12 protein-coding genes are annotated in these 16,921 nt (G+C 68.1%); all 12 read right to left on the minus strand.

The features are described from left to right. Nucleotides 1–47: 47 nt before the first annotated feature. Entirely contained in the window at nucleotides 48–1,427 is a 1,380-nt protein-coding gene (locus CFB18_RS09695; protein ID WP_088571614.1) for a DUF3536 domain-containing protein, read from the minus strand. A gap of 19 nt (nucleotides 1,428–1,446) precedes the next feature. After that, complete coding sequence (locus CFB18_RS09700; protein WP_088571615.1) at nucleotides 1,447–2,796, minus strand: TldD/PmbA family protein; 1,350 nt, start codon at nucleotides 2,794–2,796, stop codon at nucleotides 1,447–1,449. A gap of 43 nt (nucleotides 2,797–2,839) precedes the next feature. Further along, nucleotides 2,840–4,312, minus strand: coding sequence for a TldD/PmbA family protein (locus tag CFB18_RS09705; protein WP_088571616.1), 1,473 nt, complete (start codon nucleotides 4,310–4,312; stop codon nucleotides 2,840–2,842). A gap of 119 nt (nucleotides 4,313–4,431) precedes the next feature. Beyond that, nucleotides 4,432–5,625: an MFS transporter gene (locus tag CFB18_RS09710; protein WP_159461682.1), complete on the minus strand. Its 1,194-nt coding sequence runs from the start codon at nucleotides 5,623–5,625 to the stop codon at nucleotides 4,432–4,434. Then, nucleotides 5,625–6,464 carry a 16S rRNA (cytidine(1402)-2'-O)-methyltransferase gene (gene rsmI, locus CFB18_RS09715; RefSeq protein WP_088571618.1) on the minus strand — a complete coding sequence of 280 codons (840 nt, stop codon included), beginning with the start codon at nucleotides 6,462–6,464 and terminating at the stop codon, nucleotides 5,625–5,627. The genes CFB18_RS09710 and rsmI overlap by 1 nt, the downstream gene beginning before the upstream one ends. Before the next feature lie 130 nt (nucleotides 6,465–6,594). After that, a complete protein-coding gene (locus tag CFB18_RS09720) occupies nucleotides 6,595–10,782 on the minus strand; it encodes a S8 family serine peptidase (RefSeq protein WP_159461683.1) in 4,188 nt (1,395 codons plus the stop codon). A 5-nt stretch (nucleotides 10,783–10,787) separates the two neighbouring features. Beyond that, entirely contained in the window at nucleotides 10,788–11,696 is a 909-nt protein-coding gene (locus CFB18_RS09725) for a tyrosine-type recombinase/integrase (protein WP_088571620.1), read from the minus strand. 5 nt (nucleotides 11,697–11,701) lie between these two features. After that, nucleotides 11,702–12,643, minus strand: a complete 942-nt coding sequence (locus CFB18_RS09730) for a TerC family protein (RefSeq protein WP_088571621.1) — start codon at nucleotides 12,641–12,643, stop codon at nucleotides 11,702–11,704. Nucleotides 12,644–12,700: 57 nt separating this feature from the next. After that, nucleotides 12,701–12,934 carry a DUF2283 domain-containing protein gene (locus tag CFB18_RS09735; protein ID WP_088571622.1) on the minus strand — a complete coding sequence of 78 codons (234 nt, stop codon included), beginning with the start codon at nucleotides 12,932–12,934 and terminating at the stop codon, nucleotides 12,701–12,703. Next, on the minus strand, nucleotides 12,935–13,255 hold the full coding sequence (locus tag CFB18_RS16280; RefSeq protein WP_088571623.1) for a DUF4258 domain-containing protein: 321 nt from the start codon (nucleotides 13,253–13,255) through the stop codon (nucleotides 12,935–12,937). A gap of 303 nt (nucleotides 13,256–13,558) precedes the next feature. Further along, a complete protein-coding gene (locus CFB18_RS09750; protein WP_088571625.1) occupies nucleotides 13,559–14,209 on the minus strand; it encodes a DedA family protein in 651 nt (216 codons plus the stop codon). Between the two features lie 21 nt (nucleotides 14,210–14,230). Beyond that, entirely contained in the window at nucleotides 14,231–16,921 is a 2,691-nt protein-coding gene (locus CFB18_RS09755; protein WP_088571626.1) for a calcium-translocating P-type ATPase, SERCA-type, read from the minus strand.

A 16,921-nucleotide genomic window follows, 5' to 3' on the forward strand; every position in this document is an offset into this window, starting at 1 on the left:
TTCCGGGCGGCCGCAGGACGCGGCCGCCCGTTGTTGTTCTCGGGCGATCATCCCAGGCGAGGGCGAGCGGCCCAGATCTCGTCGAAGATCTGTGCCCCGGTCTTGCCCGTGCGGCCGCTGCGCGCCAGAGCCAGCGCCCGCCGATACCCTGCGGCCAGATCCACCCCGGTGGCCTGCTCGATCAACTCGATGGCCCGGGCCGCCTGTCGGATCACCAGACGGGGCTCCAGCCCATCCAGGTCCTCGAAGAACCATCCACAGCTGGCGAACATCCGCTGGCGGTGGACCTGGGCCTGAAGGGCCAGGAGCAGCCGCCGCTCCACGTCTGAAGGGAGGGGGCGATCGGCGAACTCCCGTAACAGGGCCGGCGCCTCCATCGCCCCCAGCACCACGTGGATGTATTCGTCCCGCAGCCGCCACGGATCGCGGATCCAGCCGTGGGCCAGATCCAGATAGGCCGCGTCGATCTCCTCCGCCAAAAGATCCATGGCCGCCCGCAGAATCGCCTTCCAGCGGGAATCCCCCGGGGTGCAGGCGCACCCTGTGCTCCAGCGCGCCAGCCCGTGGGCGCAGCTCCATGCCGTGTTCTGCAGGATCTCTATCTCCTCCATCGGCGGATGGGCCCGCAGGTATTCGGTAAGGGTCACCACCTCGTAAGCCCCCGCCGGCGGCCGGAGCAGGCGGTCCAAGAAATCGATACCCTCTCGGTGATGATGGCCAAAGGTCTCCCCATCGGTGGCCAGCAACGTGAGCGCCGTCCGCCCCCGCAGGGCCTCCGCCGCCCAGCGCTCCGCCGGCCCCAGGGAGGGCATGGCGAAGGAGACCTGGTTGGAGAGATCCCGATCGCGGACGAACACGGTGAAATAGGCGTTCGCCTCCAGGCGGATCCGATAGGGTCCCGCCCCGCGTGGGAGGGGTCCGCGCACCTGCTCGGAGGAGAGTATGGTGAAGGTCAACCCGGCCTCCGCCAGCACCTCCAGGGTGGCCAGGTCCACGGCCATCTCGGGCAGCCACATCCCCCGGGGATGCCGGCCGAAACGGTGCTGGAAGGATTGGATCCCCCAGTAGACCTGGGTGACCTTATCGCGGCGCCGGGCCAGGGGGAGAATGGTGTGATGCGCGGACTGGGCGATGGCGTTGCCCACCCCCCGGGCCACGTTCACGCGGTCCGCCTCCAGGATCCGACGGTAAGTCTCCGGGGCATGGCGGGCCAGCCAGCCGATGAGGGTCGGCCCGACGTTGAAGCTGATCCGCTCGAACAGGCAGCGCTCCGCCAGGGGGCGATAGCATTCCGCCGTGATCTTCTCGTTGAAATCGTGATACGGCGCGGCGCCGGGCTCGGGCGGCACCTCCCCGGTCCACGGATCCTCCCGGGGGGGCTGATAGAAATGCCCGTGCACGGCCAGCGCGGGACGGGATTCCCCCAACGGTCACCTCCTCGGGCGTTCAGAACTCGGTCACGCCGGTGAAGGTGAAGGCCTCCAGCAGCAAGGCGGGCACACAGGTGAAGCCGAAGCCCTCCGAGAGCAACCAGCGCTCCTTCCCCACCGCGCGCACCCCGGCCAGGGCAGGCACATACCCCTGGGTGAACCGCAGGTTGCGGACCGGATAGGCGATCTCCCCCTTCTCGATCCAGAACACGCCGTCCCGCGTCATGCCGGTCAGCACGCAGTCCCGCGGGTGCACCAGCCGGGTATACCAGAACCGGGTGATGTAAAGGCCTCGATCCACCTGCCGGACCATCTCCTCGAGGGTGGCCTCGCCGGGGGCCATGAACAAGTGGAGCGGGATGGGGCCCAGGCTGGCGGTCTGCAGACGGGCGCGGGGCAGGGCGTGGCCGGTGGACCGTCGGCCTTCTCGAGCGGCGGTGACCGTGTCATACACCGGCCCCTGAGGGACCCCGCGCTCGACGATGATCACCCGCTGCCGGGGCACCCCTTCGAAGTCGAAAGGCAGGGGCAGCCCCGTCGGATCCCGGCCGTCATCCCAGATGGTGATCTGGGGAGACATCACCGGGCGGCCGATGCGATCGTTCATCCACGAGCGGCCCTCCTGGACGGCCAGGGCGCCGGCGCCCGCGTAGCCCAGCCAGGAGAGGATGTCCTCCACAGCGTAGGGCTCCAGGACCACGGGATACACCCCGGGTTCGATGGGTCGAGGGTTCCGGCTCCGCAGGGCCCGCTCAATGGCCGAACGGCCCAGCGCTTCCACATCGAGATCGGCGAGGCGCCAGGCGGCGCGGTGGGCGTAGCCGGATCCATCCTCGCTCATCACTACCGTGCTGAAGTGGGTCTCGGTGCCGGCGTGATAGGCGAACACCCCTTTGGAGTTGGCCACCGCCAGCTCATACACCCCGGTGGAGAGGGCCCCCGCCGCGTTCACGCCCATGGATTCCGCCAGCCGGCAGACGACGCCAACGGCCCGCGCCCGCCACTCGGGCGTGGCCTCCGCCACCGCCTCGTCGAAGGCGGCCACCGGCTCGATGGGCTGGGGCTCCGGCAGGCCCGGGAACTCCGGGTTCTCCGGTTGCAGCCGGGCGAGGGCCACGGCCTCTTCGATGGCCTGCCCCAGGGCCTCCTCCGTCAGGCGGTTGGTGACCGCGGCGCCCACCCGCTTCCCGAGGACTACCCGCACGGCGATCTCCGTGTTGACCTCGGCCACGTTCTGGTGGATGACGTTGTTGGCGAAACGGGTGAGGGCGCTGTCGTGGGCCTCCAGCACGATCTCCGTCTCGTCGGCCGGGGAGGCTCGCAACGCCTTCCCCAGGATCTCCCGGATGACCGATTCGCCCAGCATCGTTCGGCTCCTCAAAGGGGAAAATGGGAGACTGCGCAGCCGTTCATTTCCGACTGAACACCCGCACGTTCCGGAAGCGGGCGGGGGCGGCCCCGTGGCCGGTGTGGGCCAGCTGGGAGGGTTGCCCCTTGCCACAGTTCGGCGTCCCCCAGATCACCCAGTGGTCCGCGTTGCACACCGCATCACAGGAGCGCCAGAACTCCGGCGTGATCCCAGTGTAGATCGGGTTCTTGAGCATGCGGGTGAGCTTCCCTCCTTTGATCTCCCAGGCGATCTCGCAGCCGAACTGGAAGTTGAGCCGCTTGTCGTCGATGCTCCAGGAGCGGTTGGTGTCCATGAAGATCCCTTCATCGGTGTCGGCGATCAGATCCTCCAGCCGCCAAGCTCCCGGGAGCAGGTTCACGTTGGTCATCCGGATCAGGGGGATGCGGTTCCAGCCCGAGGCCCGCATGGTGCCATTGGAGAGGCCGGTGACGTAAGGGGAGGGGCCCAGGAGCTTGAGCAGCTGACGGGCCGTCTCCCGGGAGGTCATGTAGCCGATGAAAAGGCCCTCCTTCACGATATCCACCCGCTGCGCGGGCACCCCCTCATCGTCCCACCCGAAAGTGCCCAGGCCCCCGGGGAGGGTGGCGTCGGCGGTGATGTTCACCACCTCGGAGCCGTAGCGGAACGTCCCCAGCTTCTCCGGAGTGAGGAAGGAAGTGCCCGCATAGGCGGCCTCGGTCCCGAACACCCGGTCCAGCTCGATGGGATGGCCACACGATTCGTGGATCTGAAGGGCCACCTGGGAGCCGCCCAGGATCACCGTGGTCACCGTCTCCGGACACGGGTCGGCGGTGAGGAGGGCCACCGCCTCCTCCGCGATGCGCGGGGCGTTCCCGGGCAGGTTACACTCTTCGATGAACTCCCAGCCCCGGGTCATCTGGTGGCGCCCCACCGAGTTGGGGTAGGAGCGGCGCTGCACTTCATCGGGACCCACGGCGGTCGCCTCGATGCCGCAGCCCGACTCAATGATCTCCTGTTCGATCCAGGAGCCTTCGGTGCTGGCAAAGGTCTTGCGCTCGCGGATGAACACCATCTCCGCTTCGGTGGCGGCGATCCCTCGGACGGCCCGCATGGCTGCGTCAGCGGCGAGCAGGATCTCCAGCTTCTTCTCCAGGGGGACGGTGAAGGGATCGATCTGCACCGGGGTCCGATAGGTCCCGCGCTGGACCACCGGCGGGCCGATGTCCACGTCCTCTTTCTTGAAGAGGGCGCTGGCCCGGGCGATCTGAACGGCCCGGTCGGCCACGCGCTCCGCCTCCTCCAGGGTGAGACGGGCGCTGGAGGCGAAGCCCCACGCGCCGTCGGCGATCACCCGCACCCCGAAGCCCATATCCTCGATCTGGCTGATGCCCTGCACGACGCCGTTGCGGACCAGGAGGGATTGCTCGATGCGGTGGACCAGGCGGACGTCCGCATAGGTCGCGCCGCGCAGCTGGGCCACGTTCAACGCACGCTCCAGGATCTCCTTCACGGCTGCCTCCTGAATGGATCTTGCCCGGCTGGGAAGTGCGCGACGGCCCACCCTTGTCGCGCCCTCTGGAACAGAATTGCGCTCCCATTATACCCGGCAGGGGGGCGCACGGCGCGGTTCTATGGAGACTGGGGAACCTCCTCGGCCGGGATTTGGATCAGCCTCCCCGCTCGGAGGACGCCGAACAGGGCCAGGGGGAGGAGCAGACCGGCGACCTGCAGGGGGCGAGCCGGATGAAAGGAGAACAGGAGCCCGGCGAGGGGGGCAGCCAGCGCCAGCGCCAGGCTACGAGCGGTGTGAAGAAGGGCCGCGGCGGTCGCCTGGGTCTCCGAAGGGGTCAGACGCAGGATCCGCGCGGCGGCCAGGGAGTAAGCGGCATATGCACCCCCCACCAAGATCATTGCCGCACCCACGAGGGGGAAGGCATGGAATCCCACGAGGAGCAGCCCCATTCCGATCCCAGCCAGCCCCCATGCGGCTGCCAGTCCCAGTGGCCGCGCCCGGCCCTGATCCCACCGCCCCAACGCCGGGCCCAGCAGGATGGTCCCCAGGGCCTGCAGGGAAGCGAACAGCCCCAAATGGGACTTGGACCATCCCCCCGCCTGTTGCAAGAAGTTCGGCAGCAGGATCAGGCCCACCTGCCCCACGGTGAACAACGCGAGCAGCGCCAGCCCGAAACGCCAGGGGATCCGCCGCCAGGATCCCAAGCGGCGGCCCTGCCCATGAGGATCCGGTGGGGGGTCCATGGGGAGGAGCAGCGCTGCGACGGTGGAGAGGGCAAAGAGGCCGGCGCTGAGGAGCAAAACCGGGCGCATCCCGACTCGCTGGGCCAGCCATCCGCCCAGGGCGGGCGTCAGCAACCCTCCTACGGCATAACCGGCGCTCAGGAGGGGGAAGGCCCGCTCCAGCGGGATCGGGCCGGCCATGCGCGCCACATACGCATGGATCACCGGCAGGCAATAGCCGGACATCAGATAGAGGGTCAGGCCGGGAAACAGGGCCCACCAGGTGGTCGCCCCGGCCATCAGGAGGATCCCGATCAGCCCGGCGAACCACCCGCCCAACATCAGCGGCTTGCGCCGGGTTCGATCCGCCAGCCATCCCACCGGCAAATAGGTAAGGGTCAGGGCCAGCTCCCCGACGCCGAAGGCCAGCCCGACCTGAGCGGGAGTGGCCCCCAGCTCCTGCACGTAGACTGGGAGCAGATAGAAGAACAACCCCTCCCCCACCGCCCAGAGGATCTCCGAAAGCAACATCAGGCGGATCATCGAGCGGGGATGGAAGGCGACCTCTTCGATGGATGGCATCGTCATCAGCGCGGCTCGCTCTCTGATCGGATCCGCAGGGCCATCCGGTAGACCGCGTCCCGGGGCCATCCGGAGGCCCGGGCCACCTCCCGGGCCGCCTGGGCGGGGGTGCGGCCGCTGCGCAACAGCGCCTCCAGCCGGGCGCGCACCTCTTCCTCCTCCCATTGGGAAACCTCCTCCGGTGCCCCGGCGATGACCAGGGTGAACTCCCCCCGAGGCTCCACTTCGGTGAAATGCGCCAGGAGCTCCCGCGCCGTCCCACGGCGGACCTCCTCGTGGATCTTGGTGAGCTCCCGGGCAACGGCCATCGGGCGGTCGCCCAAGATCTCCAGGATGTCCCGGAGGGCCTCGCGGAGGCGATGGGGCGTCTCAAAGGCCACCAGGGTCCACGGGAGGGCAGCCACCTGGGCCAGCAGCCGGCGACGTTCGCCGGGCTTGCGGGGCAAAAAGCCCAAGAAGAGGAAACGATCCGCCGGCAGCCCGGAGACCACCAGGGCGGTCACCGGGGCGGAGGGCCCGGGGATCGGCACCACCGGGAACCCGCGCTCCAGAGCGGCCCGGATCAGGACGTAGCCGGGGTCCGAGAGGCCGGGCATCCCCGCCTCGGAGACCAAGGCCACATCCCCCTGGGCCAGGGCCTCCAGGATCTGGGGGATGCGGGCCGCCTCGTTGTGCTCGAAGTAACTGATCATCGGCTTCTCGATGCCGTAGCGGCTCAGGAGGATACGGGTCTTGCGGGTGTCTTCGGCGGCGATCAGGGCGCACTCCCGCAACACCCGCAACGCCCGCAGGGTGATGTCCTCCAGGTTCCCGATGGGAGTGCCCACCACATACAACGTGCCCATCGCATCTCCATGCCAGGATCCTTATCCGAAACCCGATGGATCGATGCCCGCTTCATGTTACATCGGGCAGGCATCCGCCCCGGAGAACCACACATGGGGTGCGGCGACGGGGGAACCCTCAGGATGGGATTTAACGGGCGATGGTCGGAAGAAACACCCGCCAGGGGACCGCCGTGATGACCACCTCGCGCTCCCACACGCCTCCCCACGCATCCTCGGCCCGCAGGACGAGACGCCGGGGATCCGGCTCCAGCGTCAGAGGCGCCCCGAGGGCGATAACCCGCAGCAGCTCCCCGGTGCCCAGCGTCCCGGACCACACGCCGCTGCCCGGGGAAGGCTGAGGCAGATCGCTTCCATCCGTCCAGAAGCGCGGATCCTTCCAGCCTATGGGCAGGGTGAGCGTGAGCGCCAGGGAGAGATCTCCGGATGGCTGGAGCGTCCAGGATCCGGCGTAGGCCTGTCCCGAAGGAGCAATGGGACCTCCTGCAAAAGCGATAGAGAGATCCGAGGCCCCTACGCCAACCGGGAGGATCTGCCGCAGGGGCCAGTGCCCGTCGGTGCCCTCCAGCGTCAAAGGCGCCCACCCGGAGGGCCCCTCTAGGATCATCGAGGCGGTGAGCACCGCTGGAGGAAGGACCCGGCCCTGCCATCCGGGAAGCGCTGGGTCTAAGGTCCACCCGGGCGATTGCTCTGGATCCCGGATAGTCCATGGTGGAGGCACCTGCAGGCGGAGGGCGATCGAAAGCCCTTCGGTATGGGTCACGAAGACGGCGATCTGCCGCCGGGCCTCAGCGGGCGCGATCCGAGGGACGACCTCCAGCCTCGTCTCCCCCATGGGCCCCAGCCCGGAGAGCACATGGCGCATCACGGCTGCCTGCAACGGCTCGGGCGCTCCCTCCAGGCCGAGGGTGGAGAAAACCAGATGCCCCGCCCCCTCTGAGCGGGTCAGGGCGATCGGCCGGCCGTGCGCGCCACGCCAGAGCGGTCGGGCATCGGGGGCCGGCTCCAGGGCGTCGGTCCAGTTGGGGTAGGGGAGCGCGATCTCCCAGCGGGGGAGCCCCTGGCCGATGGGAGAGAGGGGGCTGGGGAGGGCCACCGTTGTGGTGAGCCCCTCGTCATGAGCCCTCACCCCCAGGGCACGGGCGAACGCCCAGGATCGCCCGCCGTCGAGCAGCGAATACAGGTAGTCCTGCGAGAAGAAGGCTAAGCGCCCGCCCCTTTGCACATACGTTAGCAGCCGCGCTTCCTCCGTCGGCGAGAGAGGATCATACCAGTCGTAGCCGGTGAACCAGATCACCCCCTCGTAGCGCGCCAGATCCCCCTCCGATGGGGATCCCTGTCCGAAGAAGCCGGTGACCCGCCAGCGATCAAAGGAGATGCCGGCCGCCGTCAGGGCCCGGCGATAAGCCTCCCCCACCTCATACCAACGATCGTCCTCCACCAGCAGCAGCCGGGCAGGCGTTTTGAGTTGCCACACGCCGGAGGCGGAGAGGGTGGGGGAGAGCGTGGAATGGGCGGTGACCGTGATCCGGGCCTCTGCATCCCGGGGGAGCCCGGCGGGGACGTCCACGGTCAGCGTGAGAACCCCTGCGGCGCAGGGGGCCAGGGTCATCGTCTCGGGCGTGAGCGTCACCGGCCAGCCGGTCCCTTCTACCTCCAACCGTATGGTATCGGTGGCCACCTCGCTCAGGTTCTGGAGGGTGGCGGTGAAGAGGACCTGGGTGGCGGTGGGTACCACGCGCTCGGTATAGGCCGGATCCCACCGCAGGCCGGCGGGAGACGGTGGGGCGGTGAGAGCCCGGAGCGAGCGCTCCAGGATCTCCCCCCGCATTCCCGGATCCGGGATCCCCTCCAGGCCGAAGGCGAAGACCAGCCCGCGATGGGGGCGGCACAGGCCCACGGCGGTCACGGCCCCCCCGTCGTCCAGGTAGCGCATCGGCTGATCGGTCAGCGGGTCAGTGGGGGCGATCTCATCCGGGAAGCGCTGGTTTTGGGCGCCGCCTTCCCCGCGAATGTCCACCACCAGCCCGTCGAACGGCCCTCCCAGCGCTCCGGTCACCGTGAAGATCCCGCTGGAGTCCCGCACATATCGGGTCCCCAGCATCCTTCGCAGATACGGCGCGTAGAAGAACCCGTTCCCCCCATCGTCCCAGAAGGCCACGTCCTGGCCGCTCACCAGCAGGCGGCCGCCCTGGCCCAGGAAGAAAGTCAGCGCGCGGTCCGCGCCGATGTAACCGGGGGAGTCGAAAGGCGAGGACCAGACCACCACCTCGTAAGCCGTGAGGGTGGCGGTGGGCGGCGGGATCGGTGGGTAGGTCACCCGATATTCATCGTAGGACCACGCCTGGGCATCGAGGGCCTGCCGGTAAAAGAAGAGGACGGACTCGTTATACCAGGCCCCGGAGTCCACCAGCAGGACGCGGGGCATGCGCGGCATGGTGAGGATGCGGGTGGTGGTGATCCCGGCCGCGATCTCCACCGTGTCCGTCACCACCCGATGGCCCAGCGCCCGCAGGCGCAGGAGATAAGCGCCGATGGGCATGGAGAGGGTGAACGGGGAAGCAGACTGGGTAAGGGAAACGGGAGTCCCTACCAGGGAGAGAGAAGGGTCCCGAACCGGGACGCCGTGCTCATCGACGGCGTGGACGATCAGGGAGCCCCGGGGGAGAGGATCCAGCCGGAAATCCAGGGAGCGGGTGATCCCCTGAAGGATCTGGATCCCGAAGACCTGGGCCGGGGCGTAGCCGAAGGCGGAGGCGGTGACATCGTAGGTGGAGGCCCGGAGGAAGAGCCGGTAACGCCCCGCCGAATCGCTCTCCCGGGAGACCTGGAACCGCCCGTCCCGGGCGCGGGCGGTCACCGCAGCCCCGGCGATCGGGCGGCCCTCGGGATCCTGAACGGTGCCCTCCAGAAGGCCGCTCTCCACCACCACACTGAGGGCCTCCATCGCGTTCACCAATCCCCACCCGCTATCGAAATTCGGGACGGTGGTGGTGAGGGGCGTCGCGGTGCGGGTCAGGATCTCCGCGATCTGCAGAGGGGAGAGCTCCGGCCGGGCGGCCTTGAGCAAGGCGGCCACGCCGGCAGCGTGGGGCGCGGCCATCGAGGTCCCGCTGAGCTCCCCATAGGTCCCGCCGGGGAGGGCGGAGCGAACCCGGACCCCGGGGGCTACGACGTGGGGACGGACCTCCCCCCAGGGGGAGGGGCCCCGGCTGGAGAACAGGGCGACCTGGCCCTCGGCGTCCACCGCGCCCACCGCGAAGGCCCCCGGGAGGCTGGCGGGGGAGGCGATGGAGCCGAGCCCGGGGCCCTGATTGCCGGCGCTGAAGACCGCAAAGATCCCGGCCGCCTGCAGGGCCGCCAGATCCTCCATGAAGGTGGTATCCCAGCCGTCGGGGTTCCCCCACGAGTTGTTCACGATGTCGGGAGCCAGAGCCGGATCCCCCTCCGGCGCCAGGATCCACTGGAAGGCGGCGTGGATCCACGAGTCGTAGGCGTAACCCTGGGCGTCGAAAGCCCGCGCGGCGATCCAGCGGGCGCCGGGGGCGACGCCGGTCCCCTCGCCCACCATCAGGCCCATGGTGTGCGTGCCGTGGCCGTTGGCGTCCACCGGATAGAGCGCGCCGGCTCCGGTGGCGTCGAACCAGTTCCCCGCATGACGATGGAGGCCCCGGGCGTCGTAACCCCGATACGCCCGATGCAGGGCCGGATGCAGCCAGTCCACCCCGGTGTCGATGTTCGCCACCACCACGCCGGTGCCGGTGATGGCGAAGGCCGCCCACGCCTCCGGCGCGCGCACCATGTCCAGATTCCACGGCGTTGAAAGCGGATCGGGGGTCTCCCGGAGGGGAGCGGTGACAATCCAGCGCCGGAAGCGATCCTCGCGGATCTGCCGGACGCCGGGCTCCCGGGCAAGGGCGAGCAGCATGCGGGGAGAGATCCGGGCGGCGATCTGATTCGGGAGCCAGAGCAGGCGGACCCCCTCCACCTCGCCGGCCCCCTCAGCCTCTCGGAGGCGCCGGAGAAGCGGGGCTCCGGCCGCTTCCGCCCGGGCGCGCAGGCGGGCGACCAGGCGTGCGCGTCGCTCCACAGCCGGCCGATCTGCACTGGCCTCCGCGGCCGCCGCCTCGCCGGGCGAGGCCCCCTCCAGCTGGATCAGGACAGGGATCTTCTCTTCGGGACGGGCCCGGAGCAGCCGCCTCGCCAGAGCGGGATGCAAGGTCGGGATTCCCGGGATGAGGGACGAAGGCGGAGGACGATGGGCGGCGAGGGGATGTGGGGAGGGGAGCAGCGCCAGCGCGAGGGAGAGGATCCCCAACGCGCTCAGAAGCCTGCGAAGCGACCGGCCAGCGCCTGCAGGCGCCGGAGCGTGTCCCGCCACTGGATCTCGGAGAGACCCAGCTTCCGGCGCAGGTCTTCCGGATCCATCCCCCGGATGAAATCCTGCAACGCGCATGTCCACCGCAGGGTCTCAAAGGAGAGGTGCGCCATCCCGGCCCGACGGGCCACATCGTCCAGCACGTATTCTAAGTTCCGGGGCGTCCACGGGAAAACCCGACCTTCGATGCGATATTGCCGGAGATACTCCCGGAACAGCTCCGGCCACTCCGGCGGGAGCGGGAGCCGGCGCTCCTTATGGCGATAGCGAGGATGGGCGTAACGGATCCAGACCGCCGGCTCGCGGAGATCGAAATGCTCCAGGCGCAGGGCAACCACCTCGCTTTTCTTCAGGCCGGTGTGGAGGAGCAGGGTGAGCAGCGTGAGGGGACGAGCATCCCCTTCCCGACGGAATCCCTCCGCCGCCTCCTGGACGGCCCGGACCTGCTCCGGGGTCAGCACTTCCGGGAGGGATTCGACAGCCTCGGGGTAAACCAGGGCCTCGGCGGGGTTGGCTGGCAGGACGCCGAGATCCTCATGGAGCCAGCGGAAGAAGGCCTTCACCGCGGTGATGCGCCGCCGCAGGGACTTGGGCGTGCACGGGACCCCGCGCCGATGGCGAAGCCAGTCCACGAAATCCTGCAGATCCCGCAGCCCGATGGTCCCCACGGGGCGGTCTTCGCCCAGGCATTGCCCCAGCAGGCGGAGATCGTGGGTGAAGAAATACACCGTGTGCCGGGAGTAATCCCCGCCCTTCAGGTGATCCGCGAAGGCCTGTCGGGCCCGGGCGAGGGGGGTCTCCGGCGTCAGCTCGGAACGGGCTCTGAACTCAAACAAGCTGGGCTGATGCGCCATTGGCCTCACCGGTGGCTGAGGGAATGAACCTTCTCCCGCCGCTCCACGACCCACGAGGCCAGCCCGCTGACCAAGAGGGTCAGAAGCACGATGGCCAGCGAGAGGGCAGGCGGGATGTGGACGTAATCCGAAAGCAGCATCTTGAGCCCGATATAGGTCAGGATCACAGAGAGGCCGTAGTGGAGATAACGCAGGCGCTGGATCAGGCCGGACAGGACAAAGTAAAGGGCCCGCAGCCCCAGGATGGCGAAGATATTCGAGGTGTAGGCGATGAACAGCTCGGGAGTGATGGCCAGCACCGCCGGCACGGAGTCCACGGCGAACATCAGGTCGGTGCTCTCCACCACCAGCAGGGTCAGCAGCAACGGCGTAGCCATCCACCGGCGCCCCTCCCGGATAAAGAAACGCTGTCCATGGAAGGTCGGGGTGATGGGCAGGAAGCGACGGGCGAAGCGGAGGACGGGGTTGCGCTCCGGGCGCACTTCTTCCTCTTCACTGCGCAGGGCCAGCCGGATCCCCGTGTAGATCAGAAAGGCGCCGAAGAGATAGACGGCCGGATGGAAGGCCTTGAGCAGCTGAACGCCGGCGAAGATGAAAGCGGCCCGCATCAGAACAGCGCCCAGGATCCCCCAGAAGAGCACGCGGTGCTGATAGGCCGGCGGGACGCCAAAGTAGGCGAAGATCACGGCGAAGACGAAGAGGTTGTCGGCGCTGAGGGATTTCTCCACCAGGTAGGCGGTGAGGAAGTGGAGAGCGGGTTCGTGGCCCCAGGCCAGCAGGATCAGGGCGTTGAAGGCCAGGGCCACAGCGATCCAGACCACGCTCCAGATCATCGCTTCTTTTAACCTCACCTCGTGGGCGTTCCGGTGAAACACCCCGAGGTCCAGAGCCAGCATGACCGCTACGATCAAGTGAAAGAAGATCCACGCCCAGAGCGGGAACTCCATCGGCTCGCCTCATCCATTCAGGTTCAGATGTTACGTATCACGTCACCGCTTCACCGATCAAGAGGGTTCGGTAGTTGCTTCAACAGATGGTGTTGTTAGGACCACCTCAAATTGGACCTTATCTCCCAACATCTCCGAAGCATCCAATACCTCGATCCCTATCAATTTTCCATCGCGGCTGAAATCAGCATACACACCCGGAACCACGATCTCTGTCCGGGCTGCCTTCTCCCCAGGATCGCCAAACCAGATGTAAAGCAAATCTCGAGCCGGATCGTATTCAATCTTCATTTATTCCTCCCTCCTCAGGAAGCCCTTTCCATATCTGGCGATCGCCGTCAGAAGCACAATGCCCTCCGGGGTTAACTTGTAGTATACCCTGACCTCCTTTTCCTCAAAGTATTGGCCTTCCCATTCCCTCCCGTAAGGGAACACCAGCACCCTTCCCCATGTCCCTGGTTTCGCATCGGGAGCCTCCCATCCTTCATTCATAACACGCTCGATCTCCTCCAGGGTGAGGCCCCGTTGATGCATGCGCGTCCGCAAGTGGGGATGAAGGTGCGCCTCGGTAATTCGGAGCCTCCGTTCACCTTGCGCCTCGCCCCCGCTCACAGCAGAGTCGCCTCCTTTGAGGGGGCGAGCCGATCGCCCCCAAGGAGTGATAACTCTATATCTCTGCGGCTGAGCCTACCCCACCCGCCCGCGTCGCCCCCATCGGCCCATATCCGGCGCCATCGGGGTTGTCCCTCCTGGGCCTTCTCCAGAACCGATCGGGCTCCCTCCCGATCCGGGATATCCGCCATATGCACCTCCACGGCCAGGACCAGGCCCAGGGGGTTGACCCGCAAAGGCCCCTTTCGTCCTTTCACCTGCTTGCCGGCATCACAACCTCGAGGCCCTCTTTTTCCGTTGTCTTCACCGACGGGCTATCCAGAATGTCCGCTTCCGGCTCCTTCCTTTGTCGAAAATTAAGCGGGCCAGCGCCCTTACGGCCCACCCCATAAGGATTATCGCCCCGATGAGGAAAAGGGTCGAAAAGAAAAGGAGCGGGTGTGAGGCAAGGAGCATGCCCGCTGTGGTCTGCAACATGGCCCGCATGGCCGCGCCCAGCGCGGTCAACCCGCTGAAGGGGAGGACGGGCATCCCGCTCATCCCGGCGGGGATGGCGATCCCGCTGCGCAACCCGGGGATCAGATGGGCGGCGAGCAGGATAGGAGCCCCGTAGCGCCGGAACAGCAGAAGAGCGCGGTCGACCTCCGCCTCCCGGATCCCCAGCCAGCGCCCATAGCGGCGAACCGCGCGGCGGACCACAGGCTCGCCCCGTCGCCCGAAGGCGTAGAGGATCAGGGCGCCGACCACGGTGCCGGCGGTGGCGGCGAGGATGACCCCTTCCGGTCTCAGGACGCCGCCGGCGGCCGCCACCCCCGCCGCCGGCACCAGAAGATCCGAAGGCAGGGGCGGGAAGACCACCTCCACCACCGCAGCCAGGAAGATCCCTCCATACCCCAGCTCCGCCATCACCAATTCGATCAGCGCCCGAACCCGACTTGTCCCCTCTCCCAGCATCCGGTCCGCCTCCGTTCTGGATCAGCCGTCCAGGGATCCCAGCAGCCCCCGGCGCTCGACCCACTTCACCAGCTCCAGCACCGGCACCACCGTGGCTGCCGCCATCAGGACGATGGCCCAATCGATCGGCGGGAGGCTGTAGATCCCGAACAGATCCCGCAGGAAGGGCACGTAGATCAACATCAACAGCATCGTCGTCTCCCAGAGGATCGCCCGGTTCAGCCAGCGGTTCGCGAAGGGCTGTCGCAGGATCGAGTGTCGGTCCGAACGGAAGTTGTAGGCCTTGAAGAACTGGATCAGGACCAGGGAGACGAAGGCCATGGTCATGGCCTCCTGCAGGCTCCGGCCGGAGGAGAGGGCCCAGGCGAACAGGGAGAGGTTGACCAGGGCGGACCAGAGGCCTCCGGCCAGCATCAACAGCACCACGGGCCGGGTGAAGAGGCCGCTGCGGGGGTTGCGGGGCGGCCGACGCATCAAATCCGGCTCCGGCGGGTCCACCGAGAGGGCCAGCGCGGGCAGGCCGTCGGTGGCCAGGTTCACATACAGGATCTGGGCCGCGCTGAGGGGTGGGGGGAGCCCGGCCAGGGAGGCCAGAGCCATCAGGAGGATCTCCCCCACGTTCGAGGAGAGCAGATACATCAGGTATTTCTTGATGTTGGAGAAGATCGCCCGGCCCTCCTCCACGGCCGCCACGATGGAAGCGAAGTTGTCATCCAGCAGCACCATCGCCGCGGCCTCTTTGGAGACATCCGTGCCGGTGATCCCCATGGCGATGCCGATGTCGGCTCTCTTCAGAGCAGGGGCATCGTTGACCCCATCCCCAGTCATTGCCACGATGTGGCCTTTCTTCTGGAGGGCGGTGACCACCCGGAACTTATGGGCCGGCGACACCCGGGCGTAGACGTCGATCCCCTCTAACTGCCTCTCGAACTCCTCATCGCTCATGCGATCCAGCTCCGCCCCGGTGACGACCCGGCCGTCCCGGAGGAGGCCGAGCTCTCGCGCGATGGCCTGGGCCGTCAGCGGGTGATCCCCGGTGATCATCACCACCCGGATGCCGGCCTCCCGGCACACCTGGATGGCCTGCTTCGCCTCGGGACGCGGCGGGTCGATCATCCCCACCAGGCCCAGGAAGACCATCCCCTCCTCAGCGTCCTCCGGAAGGGCCTGGGGCTTGTCCGCCACCCCCAGCACCCGGAGCGCCTCCCCGGCCATCGCCCGGGCGGCCTCCAGGATTTGCTCCCGATCCGAAGGGGTGAGGGGCCGTTCGCCTTTCTCCGTGAGCAGAAAGCGGCAGCTCTCCAGGATCACCTCGGGGGCTCCCTTGGAAGCTGCGAACAGATCCTCCGAGCCCCGGTTCAGGGTGGTCATCCGCTTGCGCTCCGAGGTGAAGGGGATCTCGTGGACACGAGGATAACGGCGGTTCAGCTCCTCCGGGTCCAGCCCGGCCTTCATCGCCGCGACCAAGAGAGCCCGCTCCGTGGGATCCCCCTGTCCCTGCCAGGTGCCATCCGCGCCCCGACGGAGGCGGGCATCGGAGGCCAGCGCCGCCGCCCGAAGAAGCCGGCGCACCGCCTCGGAAGGCGCCACGGGTTGCCCGTCCACCCGAAACTCCCCCGCCGGCTCGTATCCGCTTCCGGTGACCTCCCAGAACCGCCCGCAGACGAAGAGGCGCCGCACCGTCATCTCGTTCCGGGTGAGGGTGCCGGTTTTGTCCGTGCAGATAACATCGGTGCTCCCCAGGGTCTCCACCGCCGGCAGCCGCCGGATCAGGGCGTTGCGCCGGACCATCCGCTGCACCCCCAGGGCCAGGGAGATGGTCACCACCGCCGGCAGGGCCTCCGGGACCACGGCCACGGCCAGGGCCAGGCCGAAGATCAGCATCTCCAGCCACGGCTGGCCCCGCAGCAGACCCAGGGCCACGATGAGGGCCACCACCCCCAGGGCGGCCCGGGCCAGCGCCTTTCCCACTCGATCCAGGTTCTCCTGCAGCGGCGTCCGCTCCTCCTGGATCGTCTGCAACATCCGGGCGATGGCCCCGAACTCCGTCCGCATCCCGGTGGCGACCACGAGCCCCTGGCCCCGCCCATACGTCACCACCGTCCCCGCATAGGCCATGTTCCGCCGATCCCCGATCGGGAGCGCAGGATCCGGGATCGCCGCCGTGTGTTTCTCCACCGGCACCGACTCGCCGGTCAGGACGGCCTCATCGATCTGGAGGTTGACCGCCTCGATCAGCCGCAGGTCCGCCGGCACCCGATCCCCGGCGTGGAGGACCACCACGTCCCCCGGCACCAGCTCCCGCGCGGGGATCCGCTCCTCCACCCCCTCCCGGAGGACGGTGGCCATCGGCGCGGCCATCCGGCGCAGCGCCTCCAGGGCCCGCTCCGCGCGGTATTCCTGGACGAAGCCGAGCAGGACGGACAAAAAGACGATGATCATGATGACCACTGCCTCCGTCCCATGGCCCAGGACGATGGAGAGGGCAGTGGCGGCCAGGAGGATCAGCACCAGGATGTTCTGGAACTGGGCCAAGAGGATAGCCAGGGGCGAGATACGCCGGGGGGGCTCCAGCTCGTTGGGGCCCCATTCCCGGAGCCGGCGGGCTGCCTCCTCCCGGCTCAACCCCGCCGGCCCCGCGCGCAGCCGCTGGAAACACTCCTCGACCGATAGGGTATGCCAGGGGATCCGGGGCTCGGAGGGCTGCTCCAT

This window comes from Thermoflexus hugenholtzii JAD2 (assembly GCF_900187885.1).
GTDB classification, from domain to species: Bacteria; Chloroflexota; Anaerolineae; order Thermoflexales; family Thermoflexaceae; genus Thermoflexus; species Thermoflexus hugenholtzii.